At 63.6% G+C, this 22,820-nt stretch carries 18 protein-coding genes; 7 read left to right on the top strand and 11 right to left on the bottom strand.

Annotation, left to right across the window (positions count from 1 at the left end; all coding sequences use genetic code 11):
* Positions 1 to 9 precede the first annotated feature (9 nt).
* The 5 genes from DL237_RS15650 to ppk2 form a co-directional block, all read right to left on the bottom strand.
* Positions 10 to 729: a transporter substrate-binding domain-containing protein gene (locus DL237_RS15650; protein ID WP_119400021.1), complete on the bottom strand. Its 720-nt coding sequence runs from the start codon at positions 727 to 729 to the stop codon at positions 10 to 12.
* 77 nt (positions 730 to 806) lie between these two features.
* Complete coding sequence (locus tag DL237_RS15655) at positions 807 to 1,583, bottom strand: ABC transporter ATP-binding protein (protein ID WP_119400058.1); 777 nt, start codon at positions 1,581 to 1,583, stop codon at positions 807 to 809.
* Between the two features lie 96 nt (positions 1,584 to 1,679).
* Entirely contained in the window at positions 1,680 to 2,426 is a 747-nt protein-coding gene (locus DL237_RS15660) for a phosphate/phosphite/phosphonate ABC transporter substrate-binding protein (RefSeq protein ID WP_119400022.1), read from the bottom strand.
* 81 nt (positions 2,427 to 2,507) lie between these two features.
* Positions 2,508 to 2,951 carry a tellurite resistance TerB family protein gene (locus DL237_RS15665; protein WP_119400023.1) on the bottom strand — a complete coding sequence of 148 codons (444 nt, stop codon included), beginning with the start codon at positions 2,949 to 2,951 and terminating at the stop codon, positions 2,508 to 2,510.
* A gap of 173 nt (positions 2,952 to 3,124) precedes the next feature.
* The gene (ppk2, locus tag DL237_RS15670; protein WP_119400024.1) at positions 3,125 to 4,042 is read right to left on the bottom strand and encodes a polyphosphate kinase 2; all 918 of its coding nucleotides are present in this window, start codon (positions 4,040 to 4,042) and stop codon (positions 3,125 to 3,127) included.
* A gap of 308 nt (positions 4,043 to 4,350) precedes the next feature.
* On the opposite strand from ppk2, the gene DL237_RS15675 reads away from it, so the two are divergent.
* Positions 4,351 to 5,649, top strand: a complete 1,299-nt coding sequence (locus tag DL237_RS15675) for an MFS transporter (protein WP_119400025.1) — start codon at positions 4,351 to 4,353, stop codon at positions 5,647 to 5,649.
* 447 nt (positions 5,650 to 6,096) lie between these two features.
* On the opposite strand, the gene DL237_RS15680 is transcribed toward DL237_RS15675, so the two are convergent.
* From DL237_RS15680 to secG, 3 genes are all read right to left on the bottom strand, one after another.
* Positions 6,097 to 7,131, bottom strand: coding sequence for an HWE histidine kinase domain-containing protein (locus DL237_RS15680; protein WP_119400026.1), 1,035 nt, complete (start codon positions 7,129 to 7,131; stop codon positions 6,097 to 6,099).
* Between the two features lie 1,047 nt (positions 7,132 to 8,178).
* Positions 8,179 to 9,822, bottom strand: coding sequence for a CTP synthase (locus tag DL237_RS15690; protein WP_119400028.1), 1,644 nt, complete (start codon positions 9,820 to 9,822; stop codon positions 8,179 to 8,181).
* A 284-nt stretch (positions 9,823 to 10,106) separates the two neighbouring features.
* Positions 10,107 to 10,484 (bottom strand): preprotein translocase subunit SecG, encoded by a 378-nt coding sequence (gene secG, locus DL237_RS15695; RefSeq protein WP_119400029.1) that lies wholly within the window; start codon positions 10,482 to 10,484, stop codon positions 10,107 to 10,109.
* Between the two features lie 343 nt (positions 10,485 to 10,827).
* On the opposite strand from secG, the gene DL237_RS15700 reads away from it, so the two are divergent.
* Together DL237_RS15700 and DL237_RS15705 are read left to right on the top strand one after the other, a co-directional pair.
* Positions 10,828 to 12,123, top strand: coding sequence for an adenylosuccinate synthase (locus DL237_RS15700; RefSeq protein ID WP_119400030.1), 1,296 nt, complete (start codon positions 10,828 to 10,830; stop codon positions 12,121 to 12,123).
* A gap of 94 nt (positions 12,124 to 12,217) precedes the next feature.
* Entirely contained in the window at positions 12,218 to 12,439 is a 222-nt protein-coding gene (locus DL237_RS15705; protein WP_119400031.1) for a DUF2842 domain-containing protein, read from the top strand.
* A 127-nt stretch (positions 12,440 to 12,566) separates the two neighbouring features.
* Here DL237_RS15705 and DL237_RS15710 read toward each other — a convergent pair whose 3' ends face one another.
* Entirely contained in the window at positions 12,567 to 15,494 is a 2,928-nt protein-coding gene (locus DL237_RS15710) for a valine--tRNA ligase (RefSeq protein ID WP_119400032.1), read from the bottom strand.
* Between the two features lie 383 nt (positions 15,495 to 15,877).
* Here DL237_RS15710 and DL237_RS15715 point away from each other — a divergent pair, with 383 nt between their 5' ends.
* Both DL237_RS15715 and DL237_RS15720 read left to right on the top strand, forming a co-directional pair.
* Complete coding sequence (locus tag DL237_RS15715) at positions 15,878 to 18,187, top strand: xanthine dehydrogenase family protein molybdopterin-binding subunit (RefSeq protein ID WP_119400033.1); 2,310 nt, start codon at positions 15,878 to 15,880, stop codon at positions 18,185 to 18,187.
* Entirely contained in the window at positions 18,168 to 19,229 is a 1,062-nt protein-coding gene (locus DL237_RS15720; protein ID WP_119400034.1) for a DUF2235 domain-containing protein, read from the top strand. The genes DL237_RS15715 and DL237_RS15720 overlap by 20 nt, the downstream gene beginning before the upstream one ends.
* Before the next feature lie 227 nt (positions 19,230 to 19,456).
* Here DL237_RS15720 and DL237_RS15725 read toward each other — a convergent pair whose 3' ends face one another.
* Positions 19,457 to 19,903: a PaaI family thioesterase gene (locus DL237_RS15725; protein ID WP_119400035.1), complete on the bottom strand. Its 447-nt coding sequence runs from the start codon at positions 19,901 to 19,903 to the stop codon at positions 19,457 to 19,459.
* Between the two features lie 66 nt (positions 19,904 to 19,969).
* Entirely contained in the window at positions 19,970 to 20,836 is an 867-nt protein-coding gene (gene metF / locus DL237_RS15730; protein ID WP_119400036.1) for a methylenetetrahydrofolate reductase [NAD(P)H], read from the bottom strand.
* 93 nt (positions 20,837 to 20,929) lie between these two features.
* Here metF and DL237_RS15735 point away from each other — a divergent pair, with 93 nt between their 5' ends.
* Entirely contained in the window at positions 20,930 to 21,904 is a 975-nt protein-coding gene (locus tag DL237_RS15735) for a LysR family transcriptional regulator (RefSeq protein WP_119400037.1), read from the top strand.
* Positions 21,905 to 21,969: 65 nt separating this feature from the next.
* Complete coding sequence (locus DL237_RS15740) at positions 21,970 to 22,758, top strand: inositol monophosphatase family protein (protein WP_119400038.1); 789 nt, start codon at positions 21,970 to 21,972, stop codon at positions 22,756 to 22,758.
* The last annotated feature ends 62 nt before the right edge of the window (positions 22,759 to 22,820 follow it).

The following is a 22,820-nucleotide window of genomic DNA, read 5'->3' on the forward strand; positions in this document are numbered from 1 at the left end:
AGGTTTCCCTCAGTAGGTCGAGGTTTCGTCGCCGAAATACTTCTTGAGCAGGGTATTCAGCGTTCCATCTTCCTTCATCGCGGTGATTGCGGTGTCGAACTTGGCTTTCAGCTCGGTGTCGCTTTCGCGCAGACCCATACCGATGCCGCCGCCCAGCGGGACCGGATCACCCACGACGACCAGCGAACCGTCGTCGGTGTAGGGAAGCAGGAAATCCTTGTCAGCAAAAACCGCATCGGCTTCGCCGTTCTTGACGGCCGCGATGGTTTCGTCGCCGGTCGCGAATTCCAGCAGGGTGGCGCCGGTTTCTGCAACGTGACCCGCCTGGATGGTGCCGGTTTGAGCCGCCACGACGGCGCCTTCGAGGTCGATATCACCTTCGGGCGCGAGGTAGATCGAGTCGGTCGGCGGATAGTAATCCTGGGTGAAGTCGATGACTTCGTCGCGCTCGTCGGTGATCGACATGCCCGCCATGATGGTGTCGTAGTTGCCGGAAACCAGGTTGGGGATGATCGAATCCCAATCATTGGTGACCCAGGTGCAGGTCAGTTCGGCGCGGGTGCAGAGCTCATCGCCAAGCTCGCGTTCGAAACCGGCGACTTCACCGTTGTCGTCGATGAAGTTGTACGGAGGGTATGCGCCCTCGGTGCCCATGCGGATGGTGTCCTGCGCCAGCGCGCCGCCGGCGGTCAGCGCCAGAAGGGCAGTGCTGAGGATGAGTTTGTTCATGAAATTTCTCCCGTTTCTTCAGTTTGGGCGGGTTGATCCCACCCGGATTGGCCCCCGTTTCGGAGGGCGAAAGGTTGTCAGGCAGTTTGCGTCGCGCTGAGAAATTGTTGCAGGCGCTCGGTCTTGGGGTTGCCGAAAATCTCGGACGGGGGGCCTTCCTCTATCAGGTTCCCCTGATGCAGAAAGACCACCTTGTCCGACACGTCCGCGGCAAGGCGCATGTCGTGGGTGACCAGCAGCATGGTGCGACCTTCGGCTGCCAGGGCCTTGATTACCTTGACGACTTCCTGCTCAAGCTCCGGATCCAGTGCCGAGGTCGGTTCGTCGAAAAGCAGGGCCTCGGGTTCCATGCAGAGGGCACGGGCGATGGCGGCGCGTTGCTGTTGACCCCCCGAAAGCTGGGCAGGCCAGGCATCGGCCTTGTCCGCGATGCCGACCTTGTCCAGATAGGCGCGGGCCTTGGGTTCGACCTCGGCACGGTCACGGCCCAGCACGGTCAGAGGGGCCTCCATCACGTTTTGCAGGATGGTCATGTGCGACCACAGGTTGAACTGCTGAAACACCATCGACAGGTTCGTGCGGATGCGCAGCACCTGGCGGGCGTTGCCCGGACGGCGCATTCCGCCATGGCCCTTCCAATGGACGGCTTCCCCCTTGAACAGGATTTCACCCTGCTGACTGTCTTCCAGAAGGTTGGCACAGCGCAGCAAGGTGGATTTGCCCGACCCCGACGAACCGATGAGGGAAATCACATCGCCACGCTGGGCACGCAGGGACACACCCTTGAGGACTTCCAGGGCGCCGTAGGCTTTGTGCAGATCGCGGATCTCTAGGACTGATGGGGTCTGGCTCACGTCAGGGTGCATTTCCGGTTTTGCTTTCGCGAGAGTAGGGCGCAGAATCGGGCGGAAATCAACAGCTTCGCGACCGCTTTGCAATCTGACTTGACGTTAGCGGGCCGTCGGTGGGACCGGCGGCAGAGGAATGGCGAAATATTCGGCGTCGGGGATCGCCACCAGCCGTTGAAACCCGATCAATGTGCGTTCGGCGGGCGAAAGCACGGAAATCGCGGCAGAAAGTGCCGTTCGCAGCGGCGCGGGATCGCGCCCGAGGGCCGTGATCAGGGGCAGGGCGGGCGTGGGCTGCGTACGGGCGATCACCCGCAGGGACCCGGCGAAGGGCTCGAAAGCCTCAAGCAGGTGCCATGTCAGCCGATCAAGCGCGGCCGCGTCGGCACCCCCGTCCGCCACGGCACGGGCCGAGGCGGCGTGACTGCCCGTCGGCAGCAGTGGGCCGAGGGGGATGTCATGCAGCGCGGCATGGGCGGCAAGCGCGGCCCAGCCCGATTGCGAGCCGGCCTCGTTATAAGCGAAACGCAGGCCAGCCAGGTCGGCAAAGCTGCGCGCAGGGGCATCGCGGTGCACCACGATCAGGCTGTGATACTGGCCGGGCGGCAAGCCGGGAAGGCCGGGGTCGGGCGTGCCGATCAGGGTGACGCGATCCTTGAGGCGTGAGCGAAAAGGCAGGCCGCAGGTTTGCGCAATCAGCAGGTCAGGGTTCTGCCAGGTGTGCCAAAGGTCACTGTCGCGCGTCACCTTGGCGGGACCATAGCCCAGGGCGTTACGGGTTGCCTGCCACAGCCGATCATAGACGGGCGCGGTTTCGGGACGATCGTACATCTGAAAAGAGACAATCATTCCAGTATGTTGTACCTTTTCTGCGGGGCTGGTACGGGGGCAGATGGCGGGATCATGTCACAGGGGCGCGGCGCCGCAGGTTCACGGTGCGGTGCCCTGCGCGGTCTGGCGGGCGCGCGCGCTGTCGGGGTCCGAGATGCCCAGCAGGTTGCTGACAAGACGCAGCACCGCGTCTTCTTCGGCCTCGCGTTCGCCGTCGACCAGAACGACCTTCCACAGTTCCTCGACCACGGCCAGGCGGTTTTCGTAGGGAATGGCCTCCTTGATCGCGCGGGTAAAGCGCACGGTGTCGGGGGCCTGGGTTTCAAGCGTTTCGGCATCTTGCAGCAGCGCCTCGCATTCCGGCACGGACAGGGCATAGCGCTGCGACAAGATGCGCGCGATCATCGCCCGCTCGGCCTTGTCATAGATGCCATCCGATCGCGCCACGCGCACCAGAAGGGCAGAAAGCGCCAGCCGGGCATCCCCGTCGTCAAGGGGATCGGGCTGTGGCGCGATGAGGCGGTTGAGGAAATCTGCAAACATGTAAAGGTATATAGGCGGCGCACGCCGCGCCGCCAATGCAGAAGATACGTCAGCCGTTCACGTATTTGCGCCTGACCGGTTTTGCGCCTGACCGATCAGGACCGTGAAATCGTGCCGTGTAACAGGCCGCCAAGCCGTGAAATGTGCGCGTGATCCCCGAATGTTCGATTGGGTCAGTATTTCGAGGGAACGTAAAGGTCGGGTGGCAGGACCGCGCGTTCGTAATCGCCGTTATAGACGCGGCTGGGCAAGACGACCTCTTCGTGAGGGACATCGGCATAGGGGAACAGCGTCAGCAGGTGGTCCATGCAATTCAGGCGCGCGCGCTTCTTGTCGTTGCCGGGAACGATGTACCACGGTGCCTCTTCGATGTTGGTGCGCGCAAACATCTCTTCCTTGGCCTTCGTATAATCCTCCCAGCGGACGCGGCTTTGCAGGTCCATCGGAGAGAGTTTCCATTGCTTCAGGGGGTCGTGTATGCGCATCAGAAAGCGCATCTGCTGTTCCTCGTCCGTGATCGAGAACCAGTATTTCACCACCCGGATACCGGAACGCACGAGCATCCGTTCAAACTCGGGAACGTCGTCAAAGAACTGATTTACCTGAGAGTCGGTGGCAAAGCCCATCACCCGTTCCACCCCGGCGCGGTTGTACCATGAGCGGTCGAACAAGACGATCTCGCCCCCGGCGGGCAGGTGCGGCACATAGCGTTGGAAATACCACTGGGTTTTTTCGCGGTCCGAGGGCGCGGGCAGGGCGACGGTGCGCACGACGCGGGGATTAAGCCGCTGCGCAATGCGCTTGATCACGCCGCCCTTGCCGGCACTGTCGCGCCCCTCGAAGATCACCACGACCTTTTCGCGATGATGCACGACCCAATCCTGAAGCTTGATCAGTTCGGCCTGCAAGCGCAGGAGATTGCGAAAGTAATCCGCGCTTGGCAGCGATGGCGGATGGGCCTTGTTGTAGATCTCGCGGATCTTCATCGACAGGATGGCATCTTCCAGCTCGATCTCGAAGTCCTCGTCCAGGGTATCGCGCAGCTCGGCCTCGAGCCAGTCTTCGGAGGGGGCGTAATCGTCGTCGGGCATGAAGGCTCCTTCGGGTTGGCAAGGGCGTGCAAAAGCGGGCGCGCGCGGCGGCGCGCAACACGTCGGATCCGGTGTATCGCATCGGCATGTAACGGTTTTATGCCAGCCTAGACTGACAGGGGGCGGGAGTGGAAGCCATGCAGTTTCGTCAAACCCGTCATGTTGTCACCTAAAATTTCAATAATCACCTTTCGGGCGCATCTTTGTTGCGTTAGGCCCGCCGAACCCGGCGGCCGGGCCTGCCAGAGCGCCTTTTTACCCCGTGCGCCAGCCCCCTGACCGCAGCCGAAATCAACCGGACGAATAACATGACACAGACCTCTCAGACCGCCGCGATGCCGGCGGCAGCCACGACGCCATTGAACAAGCCCAGCCGCGTGCTGCTGGCCAGTTTGATTGGCACCACCATTGAATTCTTTGACTTTTACGTCTACGCGACCGCCGCCGTTCTGGTGTTTCCCAGCCTGTTCTTTCCGGGAGAGGACGCCACCACGGCGCTGCTGGCAAGTTTCGCGACCTTTTCCATTGCCTTTTTCGCGCGACCGCTGGGTGCCGTGGTCTTTGGCCACTTCGGCGACCGGGTCGGGCGCAAGGTGACGCTGGTCGCGGCGTTGCTGACGATGGGCATTTCCACCGTCGTCATCGGGTTGCTGCCGACCTATGCCAGTATCGGCGTGGCGGCCCCGGCGCTGTTGGCGTTGTGCCGTTTTGGCCAGGGCTTTGGCCTGGGGGGCGAATGGGGCGGCGCGGTGTTGATCGCGACGGAAAACGCCCCCGAGGGCAAGAAGAGCTGGTACGGCATGTTCCCGCAACTGGGCGCGCCGCTGGGCCTGTTCCTGTCGTCGGGGTTGTTCACCCTGCTGCTGACGTTCATGAGCCGCGACGACCTGCTGGCCTGGGGATGGCGTATCCCGTTCCTGGGGTCGATCCTGTTGATCGTGATCGGCCTTTGGGTACGTCTGTCGCTGGCGGAAACGACCGCGTTCCAGAAGGCCATCGACAAGGAAGAGCGCGTTTCGGTGCCGTTTGTCGAAGTTTTCCGCACCCACAAGCGCAGCCTGTTCTTGGGCACGTTCGTGGCGTTGGCGACCTTTGTGCTGTTCTACATTGGGTCGGCTTACCTGTTGAGCTACAACGTAAAAGTGCTTGAGATGTCGCTGACCGAGGCGCTGCATGTACAGCTGTGGGGCGCGGTCGTCTTTGGCGTGTTCATCCCGCTGGCGGGCAAGCTGGCAGACCGGATCAGCCGCTATACGCTGCTGGTCTGGGTGACCATCGGAATTGGCGCATTTTCCTTTGCGCTGGACCCGCTGTTGTCGGGCAGCCTGGCGGGCGTCTATGGTTTTGTCACCGTGGGGATGATGCTGATGGGGATCACCTATGGCGTGATCGGCGCGGCGCTGGCGGCCCCGTTCCCGACGGCAGTGCGCTATACCGGATCGTCGCTGGCGTTCAACTTTGCCGGGATCGTCGGCGCGTCGCTGGCGCCTTATATCGCGACCTACCTGCAAGCGAGCTATGGCATGGCCTACGTGGGATACTACATGTTGATCGCCTCGGGGATCACGCTGCTGTGCGTGCTGGCGATGGGCCGCGACAAGGTCTGATACCTTGCGCCAGGCCGGATGCGAAAGGGCCGCCCGATGGGCGGCCCTTTTTGCATGTGAACGATGGGTAAACCCGGCGCGCCCCCCGTGTCGGTGTGCTGACCCGGCGCGGCCCCCCGCACACCAGTGTTAACAGGGAAAACCGGCCAAATCGCAACGTCGGTATCCGAACGGTATCGGTACGGTATCTGAGCGGTGTTTGGCAGCGGTGGTATGGCATGGTTAACGCACCGACCGCCGCGCACGGCGGGACGGGGCAGGGCGGGAGAGGCCCGCAAAGGCGGGGGCGAACATGCGGAATTTGCGGCAAGGCAGAAGTTGCGGCAGGGCGCAGAGTGGGGCGGGCCGCCGGCTGGTGCATCGCCCTGACAGTGACCGGTTGGGCGGGTGAGGGTGCCGAGCCGCCCGCCCGCCCGGCACCCTGCGCAGAATGTGGCAGTGTGAGGATCAGGCCGGAACAGAGCGTTCCGGCACGGACAGGTGGTAGAGGAAGGTGGATTGCCCGAAGTCGCGGCGCGCCTTGGCCTGCAATTGCATCGGCACGATGTCATCGAGGATGAGAGAGCCGAAACCGCGCGTTCCGGTGGTGGTGGGGGTCCCGGTCAGGCCGCCTTCGCGCCATTCGAGGTCATAGCCGGTGGGGCCGAGGCGGGACCACTGGACATTCAGACGCCCGCCGGGGGTCTTGAGTGCACCGTACTTGACGGAGTTGGTGGTCAGCTCGTGGATCGCCAGCGTCAGGATCTGTGCTTCGTTCGGGTTGAGGGCGATATCGGCCCCCACCAGGGTGATCTGGTCGCCGTCCAGTTCGAAGTAGTCGGACAATTGCCGCGAGACGATCTTTTCGATGGTCATGCGGTTCCAGTTGGTGCCGGTCAGGTAGGAATGCGTGCGTGACAGCGCCTGTACCCGGCCATCGAACTTGGTCAGGAAATCGGTCAGGTTGTCCGAGGTGCCGGCGGTGCGGCGCGCAATGACCGACACCAGCCCGAGGATATTGCCGACGCGATGCTGGAGTTCGGCTGCGATGGCATCTTTCAGCGTCTCGGCCTTGACCTGCTGGGTGATGTCCTGGGCGTTCTGGATCATGCAGAGCACGGTGCCATCGCTGTCCTTGACCGGCGTATGATGGCAGGTCCACCAGACCTCGCGCGTTTTTTCACGGCCATCGGCGTCGAGCACCGGGTGTCCGTCGGCGTCGACGACCGGCAGCGAGTAGGGCACCTTGACCAGCGTGTTCTCTTCGCCGTTCAGCGCCCGACGAAAGGCGTCTTGAAACCGTTCCAGCCGCTCTCCGGTTTCGGGGAAGGCGTCAAAGACGTATTGACCGACCAGATCGTCGAGGGTTCGTTCGACGGTGGCCAGATAACGCCCGGTCGCGGTAACAATGCGCATGTCCTGATCCAGCACAAGGCAAGGGGCAGGGAGGTTCTTGAAAAGCAGATCGTACTTCAAATCGTCCGTGGGTCGAATAACGGTCACCTTGTGACTGGCCCCGCAGGGCGCGGCCCCTCACTATAAGGGGTCTGACATTTACGAATGTTAACGGGTCAGGGGCGATGTGGCGACTGAAATTTCGCTGTCTGAGGAGTAACCTTGTGGACCCCATGGTCAGTACCCCATGGTGAGTGCAGGCAGGCGCATATCCCGCCGCAGGCGCGCGGGGCGGGGGCGGTCGCATGGGCCGCGGCACCGAACGGATTGGCGCGTGGCGGGCGGCGTTGGATGGCGGTATCGCTGGCGCGGATCAGGTAACGAAATTCATGATGGCCAGAACAATGACGATGAGACCGATGAGGTAGATGATCGAGTTCATGACAAATTTCCGTTTCGACTGAGCCTGTTTCGACGGGACCGTTGAAAGGCGGGATACTGGTATGCCCGTGATCCTGATGGGCGGTTGCGATAGCGGAGCGGTGATGCGCGAACCCAAGGGGGGGCAGGCGCATACATCGCGTTTGCTGCACATTATGTGGAGCGGGAGGCGACAAAAACCAAGAGTTGAGTTTATAACGCAACGTCTCTTGTCTGGGTTGCCGGGTGCGGTGCGGAGGAGAATTCAGAGAATTCAGGGGGAAGCGGTTTCGCGAACGACCGGGGCGCGGGACAGGTGCCAGATACAGCAGAACCGGCAATTGCGCAGGGAGGGACGCAGTGCCGGTTCTGGTGTGGGCCTGAAGGCCCGCAAATCTTTTGTCCGACCGCTCAGCGCCCGTCAGGGCAGGGCCGTGGGGGCCCGTGCGGTCTGTCGACCTTGATCAGAGCACGAAGCCGACGATTGCAAGGACGATGACAACCAGGCCGACGAGGTAGATGATCGAGTTCATAACTGCTCTCCTAAGTTTGCTTTGACGGGAGTGGGGGGCATCCCCGCTCTGTCGTTGTGTCAGTCATTCAACGAGGGTCGGGGCCGTTCAGTTCCACGCGTCCGTCACCAAAACGTGAAAAAGCCCCGACCAGCGGGTCGGGGCCTTGAGCTTCGGGACAGTTTTCGGCCCGCCGGGTCAGGAAAATCAGGCGATTGCCGGATCAGACCAGACGCGAGACATCCTTGGCGGCGCGCACGAAATCCTTGAACAGGGGGTGTGGGGCGAAGGGTTTCGATTTCAGTTCGGGGTGAAACTGAACGCCGATGAACCAGGGGTGGTCGTCTATCTCGACGATCTCGGGGAGTTTGCCATCGGGGGACATGCCCGAGAAGGTCAGCCCGCAGGTTTCCAGCTGCTCGCGATATTTCACGTCGACCTCATAGCGGTGACGGTGGCGTTCCTCGATCGCGGTGTTGCCATAGATCTCGGCCACCCTGGAGCCGTCTTTCAGTGTCGCGTCGTAGGACCCGAGGCGCATGGTGCCGCCCTTGTCATCGCCAACCTTGCGTTTGACGGCGTGGTTGCCCTGCACCCATTCCTTGAGGTGGTAGACGACGGGTTCAAAGCGTTTCTGCCCCGCCTCGTGGTCGAATTCCTCGGACCCTGCGGTTTCGATATGGGCAAGGTTGCGGGCGGCCTCGATCACCGCCATCTGCATGCCGAGGCAGATCCCGAGATAGGGGATCTTGCGGGTGCGGGCGAATTCGGCCGCCTTGATCTTGCCCTCGGTGCCGCGTTCGCCAAAACCGCCGGGAACCAGGATGGCATGGAAGCCTTCGAGGTGGTCCGCCGCATCCGCGTGATCGAAGATTTCGGCATCGACCCATTCGACATTGACCTTGATCCGGTTGGCCATGCCGCCGTGGATAAGCGCCTCCTTGATCGACTTGTACGCGTCTTCAAGCTGCGTGTACTTGCCGACGATGGCGATATTGACCGCCCCGTCGGTGTGATAGATGCGGTCCTGCACGTCCTGCCAGATGGTCAGGTCCGGCTTGGGCGCGGGGGAAATCTGGAAGGCATCCAGAACCGCCTGATCGAGGCCCTCGCGGTGATAGGCCAGCGGTGCCTCGTAGATCGACTTCAGGTCATAGGCGGCGACGACGGCCTCTTTGCGGACATTGCAGAAGAGCGCGATCTTTTCGCGTTCCTTTTCCGGGATCGGCTGTTCGGAACGGCAGACCAGGATATCGGGCGCGATGCCGATGCTCTGCAATTCCTTGACCGAGTGCTGGGTCGGCTTTGTCTTCAGCTCGCCGCTGGCCGCCAGGTAGGGCAGCAGCGTCAGGTGCATGAAGATGCATTCGCCGCGGGGGCGGTCGTGGGAAAACTGGCGGATCGCCTCAAAGAAGGGCAGGCCCTCGATGTCGCCGACGGTGCCGCCGATCTCGCAAAGCATGAAATCGACCTCGTCATCCCCGACGTGCAGGAAATCCTTGATCTCGTTGGTGACGTGGGGGACGACCTGGATGGTCTTGCCGAGGTAGTCGCCGCGGCGTTCCTTTTCCAGCACGTTGGAATAGACCCGGCCGGAGGAAATGGAATCGGTCATGCGGGCCGCGACGCCGGTGAAGCGTTCGTAATGGCCGAGGTCGAGATCGGTTTCCGCGCCATCGTCGGTGACGAAGACCTCGCCATGCTCAAAAGGCGACATCGTGCCCGGATCGACGTTGAGGTAGGGGTCGAGCTTGCGCAGGCGGACGGAAAAGCCGCGGGCCTGAAGCAGGGCGCCAAGGGCTGCGGATGCCAAGCCTTTACCCAGGGACGACACGACGCCGCCCGTGATGAAGATATACCGTGCCATGGATCAGGCTCCCGTGAGTGGTCGGCGCGAAAGCGCAAATAACAATGCCCAAAGCGGCCAATCAGGCCGCAGCATCACGGGATTTGACCGATAACAGATTCGGAGCGATCCGGCAATGGCTCCGCAAGATGCTGCCCTTGGGGGGTGGGCTTCCCTCAAGGTGTTGTAGGTATATGGTTTTGCCGGAAGGGCGGCCGAGCGCGCGCCCCGGATGGTGGAAGCAAGAGCAATGGCCGACGGCCCGGTGATCCGGGCCGTGCCTTTTCCGCTTGTGTCGGGACCGCTTAGTCGGCGGAGGGTGTCAGGTTGCCCGAGTCCGAGCTGCCCGCGGGGGGCGGCAGGAGAGAGCCGCTCTCGGGGGTGTCGACGGGGGCGGTTTCGCTGGGGGCGGGCACGCTGACCGGGCCGAGCCGGTCGAGAACCGATGCCCCGGAGGATTTTTCCGCCGCGATGATGGTCAGGGCCAGCGAGGTGCAGATGAACAGGCCCGCAACGATCCAGGTGAACTTGGCCAGCGCCGTTGCCGCCGCCCGACCCGAGATCGCGCCGCCACCGCCGCCGCCGCCCATGCCGAGGCCACCGCCTTCGGAGCGTTGCAGCAGGACCACGCCGATCAGCGCGAGCGCCAGGATCAGGTGGATGATGAGGACGACGTTTTCCATCTTGGACCTATACGAACTTGTGCGGCTGCTTGGCGCAGGATGGGCGGTTTCTAAGACAGCTTGGCACAGGTCGCAAGCCGAAAGGGCGCACAGCGGCGTCGCGTGACAGGCGCGCGGGCCTGAGGGCCGCCCGGTATGGCGCCCGAGATGGCAACGGCTGGTCGCAAAAAGACCGTGAAACCGGTCCGTGTCGGCCCGATTGCCCCGAGATTGTGGTTTCGCATGGTTGTGCCCTTCGATATACGGGCGCGGGTTTCCCTGCCATGTCACACCGCCACCGGCGGCGTTTTCAGGCGGGGCATGAGATACAGACCAATACCGACCAGAACCGAAAGGACCGGATATGGCCAATGTCGTCGTTGTCGGCGCCCAGTGGGGCGACGAGGGGAAAGGCAAGATCGTGGATTGGCTCAGCGAACGGGCTGATGTCATCGCGCGCTTTCAGGGCGGCCATAATGCGGGCCATACCCTTGTCATCGACGGCAAGGTGTACAAGCTGAACGCGCTGCCCTCAGGCGTCGTGCGCGGCGGCAAGCTGTCGGTGATCGGCAATGGCGTCGTGCTGGACCCCTGGCACCTGGTCAGCGAGATCGCCAAGATCCGCGAACAGGGCGTCGAAATCACGCCCGAGACGCTGATGATCGCGGAGAACACGCCGCTGATCCTGCCGATCCACGGAGAGCTGGACCGCGCCCGCGAAGACGCCGCCAGCAAGGGCACCAAGATCGGCACCACAGGTCGTGGCATCGGCCCGGCCTATGAGGACAAGGTCGGCCGCCGGTCCGTCCGCGTTGCCGATCTGGCGGATGACAAGACGCTGGAAACCCGCGTCGACCGCGCGCTGGAGCACCACAATGCGCTGCGCCGGGGCCTGGGCATCGACGAGGTCGACCGCGATGCGCTGCTGGCGCGGCTGAAAGAGATCGCGCCCGAGATCCTGAGCTATGCCGCGCCGGTCTGGAAGGTGCTGAACGAAAAGCGCAAGGCGGGCAAGCGGATCCTGTTCGAGGGGGCGCAGGGCGCGCTGCTGGACATCGACTTTGGCACCTATCCCTTTGTCACGTCGTCGAACGTGATCGCAGGGCAGGCGGCGACAGGGGTCGGCATGGGGCCGGGCGCGATCGATTTCGTGCTGGGCATCGTCAAGGCCTATACCACACGCGTAGGTGAAGGCCCGTTCCCGACCGAGCTGCTGGACGACGACGGCCAGCGGCTGGGCGAACGCGGGCATGAGTTCGGTACGGTCACGGGGCGCAAGCGCCGCTGTGGCTGGTTCGACGCGGCCCTGCTGCGTCAGACCTGCGCCACCTCGGGCATGAACGGCATCGCGCTGACCAAGCTGGACGTGCTGGACGGCTTCGAGACGCTGAAGATCTGCGTCGCCTATGACCTTGACGGCGAACGCCTCGATTACCTGCCGACGGCGGCCGAACTTCAGGCGCGCTGCACCCCGATCTACGAGGAGATGCCGGGCTGGAGCGAATCGACCGAGGGCGCGCGCAGCTGGGCAGAGCTGCCCGCGAACGCGATCAAGTACGTGCGCCGGGTCGAGGAACTGATCGACTGTCCGGTGGCCCTGCTCTCGACCAGCCCGGAACGGGAAGATACCATCCTGGTTACCGACCCCTTCGCGGATTGAGATGCCCCGGTGCAGGAGGGCGCTGCCCTCTTGCGCCCCTGGCGCAATTCACCCGGGATATTTGGGTACAGGGAAACATGGGAGAGGGACCGTTATGGCGCTGAGTTACAAGGCGCGCAGGCGCTGGTCGTTGATCATTCTGGTGATAGGTCTGCCGCTGTATATCGTCGCGGCAGTGACGATCATGGGAATGCTGGGGCGGCCGCCGATCTGGCTGGAACTGTTGATTTATATCGCGCTCGGCGTGATCTGGGCCGTGCCGTTCAAATTTGTCTTCAAGGGCATCGGCCAGGCGGATCCGGACGAGGAAAGCTGACGCGTCTCATGGCGCCCGATTGAACAAGTGCGCGCCATGACATGTTTCCCTGTGCAAAATATCCCCGCCGGAGGCTTCGGGACGCCCGCAAGATGCGCGCGTCCCGTATTCATTTGAGGTGGTTGCCTCAGCCGAGTTCCTGCATTCGCGCGAGGGCGGCCTTGAGCTTTTCCTCTTCGTCCTGCCGGGCGGCCAGGTTGGCGCGGGTTTCCTCGACGACCTCGTCCGGCGCGCTTTCGACGAACTTGGGGTTCTTGAGACGACCTGCCAAGCCGCCGATCTCCTTGGCGAGTTTGGCGAGGGATTTTTCCAGCCGGGCTTTTTCTTCTGCGACGTCGATGATTTCTGCCAGCGGTAGCCCGAACGTCGCGCCGTCGGCTGGGATGGTGATGGTGCCCTTGGGCATTTCGGTCACCGCTGTCAGCGTGTCGATCCGGGCCAGTTTCGTGATCAGCGTGACGTTGCGATCCCAGGCGCCCTGCGCCGTATCGTTCATGCCGGTCACGACCAGCGGCACCTGAAGGCCGGCGGGCACGTGCATCTGCGCGCGGGCCGAGCGGATGTCTTCGATCAGGGCGATGACCCAGTTCATCTCGGCGTCTGCGTCGGTGTCTATCAGGTCGGTCGTGTAGGTCGGCCAGTCTGCGTGCACCAGCATCTTGGCGCGCGCGGCTGTGGTGCCCCAAAGCTCTTCGGTGATGAAGGGCATGATGGGGTGCAGCATGATCAGGCATTGGTCGATCACCCAGCCCATGACCTTTTGCGTCTCGGCCCGTTCGGAGGCTTCGTCGAACAGCAGGGGTTTCGCGAGCTCGACGTACCAGTCGCAGACCTTGCCCCAGACGAAGGCATAGAGGCCGAGGGCGGCGTCGTTGAACTTGTAGGCTGCAAGTGCGGTATCCACCGTTTCGCGGATCCGGGCGGTTTCGCCGATGATCCACTTGTTCACGGTGGCGGTGGCGACAGGGATCTCGGGCGAGGGGGCGCCATGTTCGTAGACGCCGTTCATTTCGGCAAAACGGGTGGCGTTCCAGAGCTTGGTGCCGAAGTTGCGGTACCCCTTGATGCGTTCTTCCGACAGTTTCAGCACGCCGCCGATGGCCGCCATGGAGGCATTGGTCATGCGCAGCGCGTCGGCGCCGTATTCATCGACGATCTCGAGCGGGTCGATGACGTTGCCGGTGGTTTTCGACATCTTCTTGCCCTTCTCGTCGCGCACCAGCTGGTGCAGGTAGACGGTGTCGAAGGGGATGTTGTCGACGACGGCAAGCTGCATCATCATCATCCGGGCGACCCAGAAGAACAGGATGTCTTCGCCGGTGATCAGGGTCGAGGTCGGGAAATATTTCGAGGTGCTTTCGTCCCAGTTCGGCCAGCCGAGGGTGCCGATCGGCCAGAGGCCGGAGGAGAACCAGGTGTCGAGGACGTCGGGGTCGCGGGTCAGAACCTTGCCGGGGGCCTGGGCCTGAGCCTCGGCCTCGGAGGCGGCGCAGTATTGCTTGCCATCCTCGTCGAACCACACCGGGATCTGGTGACCCCACCAGAGCTGGCGCGAGATGCACCAGGGTTCGATGTTTTCGAGCCAGTGGAAATAGGTTTTCTCGCCCGACTCGGGCATGATCCTGGTGCGGCCGGAACGCACCGCGTCCAGCGCGGGTTCGACGATTTTCACGGTGTCGACGAACCACTGGTCGGTCAGCATCGGCTCGATCACCACCTTGGAGCGGTCGCCGAAGGGCTGCATGATCATCTTGGGTTCGACCAGCGGGACCAGCTGCAATTCCGGTTCCTCTCCGCCTTCTTCGGAGGCGATGGGGGGCACGGCGTTATGGCCGAGGCGTTCGTCGTTCTGCGGCACCATGACGGCGAGGCCGGCGGCGGTGATGTCATCGACCACCAGCTTGCGGGCCTCGTAGCGATCAAGGCCGCGGTATTTTTCGGGCACGAGGTTGAGGGCGTCGATTTCCATCTCGCTCGCCTCGGCCCCGGCGGCGATTTCGCGGGCACGGTGGACGCAGGTTTCGTAAGCCTCGCCATCGGCGCGCATCGCGCCACGGGTGTCGAGCAGGCGGTACATCGGCAGGTTTGCGCGTTTGGCGACCTGGTAGTCGTTGAAATCATGCGCGCCGGTGATCTTTACCGCCCCCGAGCCGAAGTCCATTTCGGGGTATTCATCCGTGACGATCGGGATCAGGCGGTCGCAGAGCGGCAGGTGCACCATCTTGCCGACGATGGGCGCATAGCGCGCGTCATCGGGGTGCACGGCGACGGCGCCGTCGCCCAGCATCGTTTCGGGCCGGGTGGTGGCGATCGAGATGTAATCGCGATCCTCGGAGAAGAGAACCTCGCCGTCCTCGTCCTTTTCGACATAGGTGTAGGTTTCGCCGCCGGCGAGCTTGTACTTGAAATGCCACATGAAACCGGGGGTCTCGGTGTTCTCGACCTCAAGATCCGAGATGGCGGTTTCAAAGTGGGGGTCCCAGTTGACCAGGCGCTTGCCGCGATAGATCAGGCCCTTGTTGTACATGTCGACAAAGACGCGGATCACCGCGTCGTGGAAGTTGGGCGAATTCTCGTGCCCGGTGCGGGGGTCACCATCGGCCCCGGCCATGGTGAAGGCGTTGCGCGACCAGTCGCAGGAGGAGCCGAGGCGTTTCAGCTGCTCGACGATGGTGCCGCCGTACTGGCCTTTCCATTCCCAGACCTTTTCCAGGAATTTCTCGCGCCCCATGTCGCGGCGGCCGGGCAGGCCCTGCGCGGCGAGCATTTTTTCGACCTGAAGCTGCGTGGCGATGCCGGCGTGGTCCTGCCCCGGTTGCCACAGGGTGTCGTGCCCCTGCATCCGGTGCCAGCGGGTCAGGATGTCCTGAAGCGTGTTGTTGAAGGCATGGCCGACGTGCAGGGCCCCGGTGACGTTGGGCGGCGGGATCATGACGCTGAAAGTTTCGGCACCCGGTTTCGCATTGGCCCCGGCCTTGAAGGCGCCAGAGGTTTCCCATGCGGCGTAGATGCGGCTTTCCGCCTCGGCGGCGTTGAACGTCTTTTCCATGGCCATGGTCGGTCTTTCCGTGTTCGCGGCCCGCGAGGGGCCGCCGTCTTTGACTTGAAAGCACCCGTGAAGCCGGGCCTTGCGATGAAATTGCCCGTACGCCGGGCCTTGCGCGAGGAAATAGCGAATTGGGGCGCAAAGGGGAAGAGGGGGCGCAGCGGCCCCCTGTCTGCCTTATATTGTGGCGCGCTGGCGGGTGTCGGGGGCTGATCTTGCAACGGTCAGGCTACGGTCGGGCCAGCTTCGGGCAACGATTGCACCGGCTTGGGACAAGGCGAAGTGAACCGGCCCCTCTGGACAGTGGCGGGTCAGGGGGTAGTGTCGCCCTGATGCGATACAGCGGCCATGCGCGCGGCGCGGCCAGATGCGAAACCAGGGGAGCACCAGTCATGGAAAAATTCGGACGCAGTCAGCCGGTGAAACGGGTCGAGGATGTACGGCTGGTGTCGGGCCGGGGCGGGTACGTGGATGATATCACCCCCGCAGGCGCGCTGTTCGCCTATCTTCTACGCTCGCCCGTGGCGCATGCGACGATCACCACGCTGAACCTTGAGGAGGCGCGGGCGGCCGAGGGTGTGCACCTGGTCGCGGGGATCGACGATCTGAAGGCCGCCGGGCTGACCGAGGGTCTGTCGGCGACGCTGGTGGCCACGCGGGACGGGGGCAAGGGGGCCAATCCGCGCTATCCGCTGTTGGCCGAGGGCAAGTTGCGCTTTGTCGGGGAAGCCGTCGCGCTGATCGTGGCGGAAAGCCTGACGGCGGCGCGTGACGCGGCCGAGATGATCGAACTGGACTACGATGACCTGGAGGTCGAGGTCGTGCCCGGCAGCGGCAATGCGGATCTGCATGACGATGTGCCGGGCAACCGCGGCGTGGATTACGTGCTGGGCGACGACGCTGCGCTGCAAGAGGCGCTGGCGGGGTCCGCGCATGTCGTGCGCACCGAGGTGACGGACAACCGGGTGATGGTCGTGGCGATGGAGCCGCGCGGCTGTTTCGCGGAATGGGACGGGGCGCGGATGCACCTGTCCTTTGGCGGTCAGGGGGTCTGGGGTCCGCGCACCGAACTGGCGCGTCTGCTGGATCTGCCGGTCGAGGACGTGCGCGTGACGCACCCCGATGTCGGTGGCGGATTCGGCATGAAGGCCAAGCTGTACCCGGAATATGCGCTTTGTGCCTTTGCCGCGCGCGCATTGGGCCGCCCGGTGCGCTGGATCGCGGATCGCACGGAATCGATGCTGAGCGACAACGGCGCACGGGATCTGGTGCACGAGGTCGCCATGGGTTTCGACGAAGACATGAAGATCACCGGCTATCACGTCAAGACGCGGTACAACCTCGGGGCGTTCAACTCAAACTTCGGGCAGATCATCCAGAGCCATCTGTTCGCGCGGGTCCTGACCGGGGTCTACGACATCAAGACGGCACTGCTGGAGGCGGAGGGGTACTATACCAACACCACGCCGACAGATGCCTATCGCGGCGCCGGGCGCCCCGAGGCGATCTATCTGCTGGAACGCACGATGGATTACGCCGCACGGGCGCTGAATGTCGATCCCTGGGATCTGCGGCGCAAGAACTTTATCGCCGCGGATGCGTTCCCTTACAGGACGGTTTCGGGCGAGTTGTACGATGTGGGCGATTTCAACGGTTTGCTGGACAAGGTCGCGATTTCGGCAGACCGTGACGGCTTTGCCGCGCGCCGCGCGGAGTCGGAAGCGGCAGGAAAATTGCGCGGCCTCGGACTTTGTTACTATATCGAAAGCATCCTCGGCGATCCTTCGGAAACGGCGAAAGTCGAATTCAATGCGGATGGCACGGTGAATATCTATGTCGGTACACAATCCAACGGACAGGGGCATGAAACGGTGTACGCCCGTTTCCTGGCCGATCAGACCGGTATCCCGATGGAGATGATCCGGGTCATCCAGGGCGACAGCGACCGCATCGCGACCGGCGGCGGCACCGGCGGGTCGCGATCCGTCACGACGCAGAGCAATGCGACGCTGGCCGTCGTCAAGACGCTGGTCGAGGTGTTTACGGGCTTTGTCGCCGAGAAGATGGGCGTCAAGGTCGAGGACGTCAGCTTTGATGACGAAAGTTTCCGCATCAAGGGCAGCAACGCCGCGCCAACCATGCTGGACGTCGCCGACATGGCGCGCGAAGCCGGGCGTCTAGAACTGCTGGTGCAGGAAGAAAAGGCGACGCTGCCCGGGCGGTCCTATCCCAACGGGGCCCATGTCGCCGAGGTCGAGGTCGACCCCGAGACCGGCGGCGTGACGCTGGAACGCTATACGGTCGTTGATGATTTCGGCAACATGATCAACCCGGTACTGGCCGAAGGTCAGGTGCATGGCGGTGTCGTTCAAGGGGTCGGTCAGGCCTTCATGGAAAACGTGACCTATGACGAGGACGGCCAGTTGCTGACAGCGTCGTTCATGGATTACGCGATGCCGCGCGCCAGCGACGTGCCGATGATCGGGTTCGATACCGCGCCCGTCCCCTCGACAGCCAACCCGATGGGGATGAAGGGCTGTGGCGAGGCCGGGACCGTCGGGTCGATGGCCGCAGCGGCAAACGCGGTGATGGATGCGCTGGCGACGCGCGGTGTGGGTCGGGCCGATATGCCCTTTACCCCCGCGCGCGTCTGGGCGCTGCTGCAAGAGGCGGACAGGGAAAATGCGGACCGGGCGGCTTAAACGGTTCCTTGCGAAGGCGCGGCCAGATTGGCTGCGCCGCACGAAACGGGTGCCTGCGCGCCCGCAACGCGGCAGTGTAAACCACGTGATCATCCTGGACGGCACCATGTCGTCACTGGATATCGGAGAAGAGACGAACGCCGGTCTGATCTACAAGCTGGTGGCCGAAAAGGCTGGTGCGGGCATGACCGTCTACTACGAGGCGGGCATCCAGTGGACGAGCTGGCGCAGCACCATGGATGTTTTGCTGGGACGCGGCATCAACCGCCAGATCCAGCGGGCCTATGGCCATCTCGCCTCGCGCTATCGTCCCGGTGACCGGATCTTTCTGTTCGGCTATTCGCGCGGCGCCTATGCGGCGCGGTCCCTGGCCGGGGTGATCGACCGGATCGGGCTGTTGCGCGCGCCCCAGGCGACCGAGCGCAATGTGCGGCAGGCCTACCGGCTGTATCAGGAGTGTTACGACCAGACGCTGATCGACCGGTTTGCCAGCGGATATTGCCACCCCTCGGTCGAGATCGAGATGATCGGCGCTTTTGATACGGTGAAATCGCTGGGCCTGCGGTTGCCGTTCCTGTGGCGGCTGGCCGAGAACAAGCATGGCTTTCACAATCACGCGCTGTCGGCCTGCGTCAAATCGGGGTTTCACGCGCTGGCGCTGGAGGAAACGCGCCAGGTCTATGCCCCGGTGATGTGGGAAAGCGATCCGGACTGGGCCGGTCGACTGGAACAGGTCTGGTTCGCGGGCACGCACGGCGATGTGGGGGGACAGTTGGGCGGGTTCGAGGCCGCGCGACCGCTGGCCAACATCCCGCTGGTCTGGATGCTGGGGCAGGCCGAGATGCGCAAGCTGCCGCTGCCGGTCGGGTGGCGCGACCGGTTCGTGATGGATGTCGACGCGCCCTCGGTCGGGCAGTGGCGGGGCATTTCCAAGCTGTTCCTGCTGCGCAAGCCCCGCCACGTGGGCACGGACCCGTCGGAGCGGCTGCACGACAGTGCCATCGCCCGAGGCGCCTATCCGACACAGGGGCAATTGGCCTGAGCAGGGCAAGCGCAGGGCCTGAACAGGGCCAGCGCATTGCCAGCGCAGGGCCATATCAAATGAAGAGAAAATGAGAGGTCGGAGCGCCCTGGCGCGCGGCCTGAGCTAAGAACAGGCGCGCCGAGGTACGGCATGACCGGCCAGCAGGAACAGGGCAGCAGGAACAGGCCCGGTGCCGCGCCTTGCCGAAGAAACCCCAGCGGGCGCGGCGCCAGGGCGCGCGACCGTCAGCGTTGCTGCATGACGATGCAGGTGGTGGAGCCGGTGGCATACAGGCGGCCATCACTGTCGCGGATCTCGCCCACGGCAACCCCTGTCGAGCGGCCGACATGCTGGGCGGTGCCGGTGGCCGTGACCTCGGTGCCCAGGGGGATCGGGCGGATGACGTTCACCTTGTATTCAAGCGTCGTGTAATGGGTGTCGGCAGGCAGCTTGCTGAGAATTGCGCAGGCCATGCAACTGTCGAGAATCGCGCCGTACCAGCCACCATGGACTGTACCGATGGGGTTGGTGAACCCTTCGAGCGGCGTGCCGGCAAAGGTGACAACGCCGTCCTCGACCGCGACGGCCTTGAAATTCAGCGTGGCAGAGATGGCGGGGGCGCGGCCTTTGCCTGCGATCATGGCACGCAGCAATTCCAGCCCGCTGAGCGGTTTTTCTGTCGTTTCGGTCATCGATGATCCTCCCTGCGGGGAAGGCTATTCCCGCAGGGTGAAATCGGCAACCGCAATGCGGACTTTTTACGCCACGTTTTCGAACCGCGCCTGCGGCGTCACGCCAAGGGCATGGCAGACATCGCGCGTCAGCTCAGGCTTGTTCAGCGTGTAGAAATGCAGGTTCTCGACGCCTTCGGACAGCAGACGATCGCACATTTCGGTGCACAGCGCGGTCGCCAGAAGATCGGCGCGACCGTCGCGGTCGGCCTTTTCAAACGCGTCGACCAGCGTGTCGGGGAAATGCGCGCCGCATCCGGCGGCAAACTTGCGCATGCCCTTCCAGTTCTCGATCGGCATGATGCCGGGGACGACGGGCTTGTCGATCCCCGCGCGGGCGCAGTCATCGCGAAAGCGCAGGAAGGTTTCGGTTTCAAAGAAGAACTGGGTGATCGCCTCGTCCGCACCGGCCTGGAACTTGCGCTTGAGCCAGGCCACATCGGCGGCTGTGTCGGGGGATTCGGGGTGCGGTTCGGGGTAGGCCCCGACGCGGATGGTGAACTTGCCCTTGTCGGCCAGCGCCTCGACCAGCTCAACCGAATTGGCAAAGCCGCCGGGGTGAACGGAAAAGGCGCCCGCGCCCTTGGGGGGATCGCCGCGCAGGGCGACCAGTTCGGTCACCCCGGCCGCGGCAAAGCTGTCGGCCACCGCAAGGGTTTCTTCGCGCGTGGCGTTGACACAGGTCAGATGCGCGGCGGTGTTCAGGCCCATGTGCTTGTGCAATGTCGCCACGGCATCGCGGGTCAGGTCGCGCGTGGTGCCGCCCGCGCCGTAGGTTACGGAAACGAAGCGCGGGGCGAGGGGGGAGAGAACCTGCACGGTATCCCAGAGCTTGAACGAAGCCTCGAGGTTCTTCGGCGGGAAAAATTCAAAGGAAACGGCGGGAACGGTCATTGGAACAGCCTCATGTCAGTTGATCTCTTGTCGCAAAGGCGCTGACATGAGACAACTTCATAATATTCACGATCTTCATGAGTCCGAGACGATATGCATATCGAGCTTCGCCACCTGCGCACGATCCGTGCGATTCACGAGGCAGGCGGTCTGGCCAAGGCCGCCGACCTGTTGCGCATCACGCAAAGCGCCTTGAGCCACCAGATCAAGGGGTTGGAAGACCAGGTCGGGATGGAGCTGTTCGGGCGGCGCACCAAGCCGATGCGCCTGTCCGCTGCCGGATTGCGCCTGTTGCGGGTGGCCGAGCGGGTGCTGCCCGAGATCGAGGCGCTGGAGGTGGAATTCGACAACCTGCGCGACGGCAGCGCGGGGCGGCTGCACATCGCCATCGAGTGCCACGCCTGTTTCGAATGGCTGCTGCCGGTGCTGGAACTGTTCCGCCACACCTGGGCCGATGTCGATGTCGATATCCGCCCCGGCCTGGCCTTTACCGCCATCGAGGCGCTGGAGCGCGAGACGGTGGACGTGGTGATCACCTCGGATCCCGAGGATATTCCGGGGATCACCTTCGCGCCGTTGTTCGATTATTCGCCGGTCTTCGTGGCGGCGGCGGGGCATCCGCTGGCCGATAAACCCTTTGTGGAACCACAAGATTTCCTGGGCGAGACGCTACTGACCTATCCGGTGGAGCGCAGCCGCCTTGACGTGTTCTCGATGTTGCTGGAGCCTGCGGGGATCGAGCCTGCGGCGATCCGCAGGGTCGAGCTGACCGAGGTGATCCTGTTGCTGGTGGCCTCGGGGCGGGGGGTGACGGTGCTGCCCGACTGGGTGCTGCGAGAGGTGAAATATCATTCCGACTACATCACCAAGCCGATCACCGAAAAGGGGCTGACGCGGCGCATGTTCGCGGCCTGTCGCGCCGAGGATACGGCCAAGCCGTTCATGGCGCATTTCACCCGGCTGGCGCGGACCGAAGCGGTCAAGTTGCAACGCGGACGACAGGCTGTCGCCGTCGCGCCGCCACCGCTGTTGACAGCGACGGCAGGGCGGGGCCAAACCACGCCCTAGCGCCCCTTGGCAAGCGGGGCCTTGCGGTCTATACGCGCAACTTCGGATCAAGGAGCCGCCCCAACATGCCCTTTAGTGCCAACCTCAACATCATGCTCAAGGCCGCCCGCAAGGCTGGCCGCAGCCTTGTGAAGGACTTCCGCGAAGTCGAGAACCTTCAGGTTTCGATGAAGGGGGCAGGCGATTTCGTCAGCCGCGCCGATCTCGCGGCGGAAAAGATCCTCAAGGAGGAACTGATGGGGGCCCGCCCGACCTATGGCTGGCTGGCCGAGGAAGGTGGCGAGGAACCCGGTGAAGATCCGACACGGCGCTGGATCGTCGATCCGTTGGACGGCACGACGAACTTTTTGCACGGTCTGCCCCATTGGGCGGTGTCGATCGGCCTGGAGCACAAGGGCCAGATCATCGCCGGCGTGGTCTATGACGCCGCGAAGGACGAGATGTTCCTGGCCGAGAAGGGCGAAGGTGCCTGGATGAACGAGAGCCGCATTCGCGCCTCGGGCCGGATCAAGATGATCGAGTCGATCTATGCGACAGGCCTGCCCTTTGCCGGACGTGCCGATCTGCCGGCGACCCTGCAGGATCTGGCACGGCTGCTGCCGGCCTGTGCCGGTGTGCGCCGCTGGGGCGCGGCATCGCTGGACATGGCCTATGTCGCGGCGGGTCGCTATGACGGGTTCTGGGAGCGCCGCCTGAAGCCATGGGACATGGCCGCGGGCATCGTCATCGTGCGGGAGGCGGGTGGGTTCATCCAGCCGCTGAACCCCGAGGGCGACATCCTGGCCGATGGCGAAGTGATCTGTGCCAACGAGCCGCTGTTCGACAAGTTTTCCAAGATCATCCGCAACAGCTGAGCCTTTGCCCGCCATGGCGAGGTTGCCTCCGGCGGGGGTATTTGAGGCCAGATGAGAGAGCC

It is taken from the genome of Pseudooceanicola sediminis (genome assembly GCF_003575965.1).
GTDB lineage: Bacteria > Pseudomonadota > Alphaproteobacteria > Rhodobacterales > Rhodobacteraceae > Pseudooceanicola > Pseudooceanicola sediminis.

Bases quoted from the DNA above. Each gene is read 5' to 3' on its own strand.
- DL237_RS15650 (WP_119400021.1), bottom strand. From the start codon at position 729: ATGAACAAACTCATCCTCAGCACTGCCCTTCTGGCGCTGACCGCCGGC.
- DL237_RS15660 (WP_119400022.1), bottom strand. From the start codon at position 2,426: ATGATTGTCTCTTTTCAGATGTACGATCGTCCCGAAACCGCGCCCGTC.
- DL237_RS15665 (WP_119400023.1), bottom strand. From the start codon at position 2,951: ATGTTTGCAGATTTCCTCAACCGCCTCATCGCGCCACAGCCCGATCCC.
- ppk2 (WP_119400024.1), bottom strand. From the start codon at position 4,042: ATGCCCGACGACGATTACGCCCCCTCCGAAGACTGGCTCGAGGCCGAG.
- DL237_RS15675 (WP_119400025.1), top strand. From the start codon at position 4,351: ATGACACAGACCTCTCAGACCGCCGCGATGCCGGCGGCAGCCACGACG.
- DL237_RS15690 (WP_119400028.1), bottom strand. From the start codon at position 9,822: ATGGCACGGTATATCTTCATCACGGGCGGCGTCGTGTCGTCCCTGGGT.
- secG (WP_119400029.1), bottom strand. From the start codon at position 10,484: ATGGAAAACGTCGTCCTCATCATCCACCTGATCCTGGCGCTCGCGCTG.
- DL237_RS15700 (WP_119400030.1), top strand. From the start codon at position 10,828: ATGGCCAATGTCGTCGTTGTCGGCGCCCAGTGGGGCGACGAGGGGAAA.
- DL237_RS15705 (WP_119400031.1), top strand. From the start codon at position 12,218: ATGGCGCTGAGTTACAAGGCGCGCAGGCGCTGGTCGTTGATCATTCTG.
- DL237_RS15710 (WP_119400032.1), bottom strand. From the start codon at position 15,494: ATGGCCATGGAAAAGACGTTCAACGCCGCCGAGGCGGAAAGCCGCATC.
- DL237_RS15715 (WP_119400033.1), top strand. From the start codon at position 15,878: ATGGAAAAATTCGGACGCAGTCAGCCGGTGAAACGGGTCGAGGATGTA.
- DL237_RS15720 (WP_119400034.1), top strand. From the start codon at position 18,168: ATGCGGACCGGGCGGCTTAAACGGTTCCTTGCGAAGGCGCGGCCAGAT.
- DL237_RS15725 (WP_119400035.1), bottom strand. From the start codon at position 19,903: ATGACCGAAACGACAGAAAAACCGCTCAGCGGGCTGGAATTGCTGCGT.
- metF (WP_119400036.1), bottom strand. From the start codon at position 20,836: ATGACCGTTCCCGCCGTTTCCTTTGAATTTTTCCCGCCGAAGAACCTC.
- DL237_RS15735 (WP_119400037.1), top strand. From the start codon at position 20,930: ATGCATATCGAGCTTCGCCACCTGCGCACGATCCGTGCGATTCACGAG.
- DL237_RS15740 (WP_119400038.1), top strand. From the start codon at position 21,970: ATGCCCTTTAGTGCCAACCTCAACATCATGCTCAAGGCCGCCCGCAAG.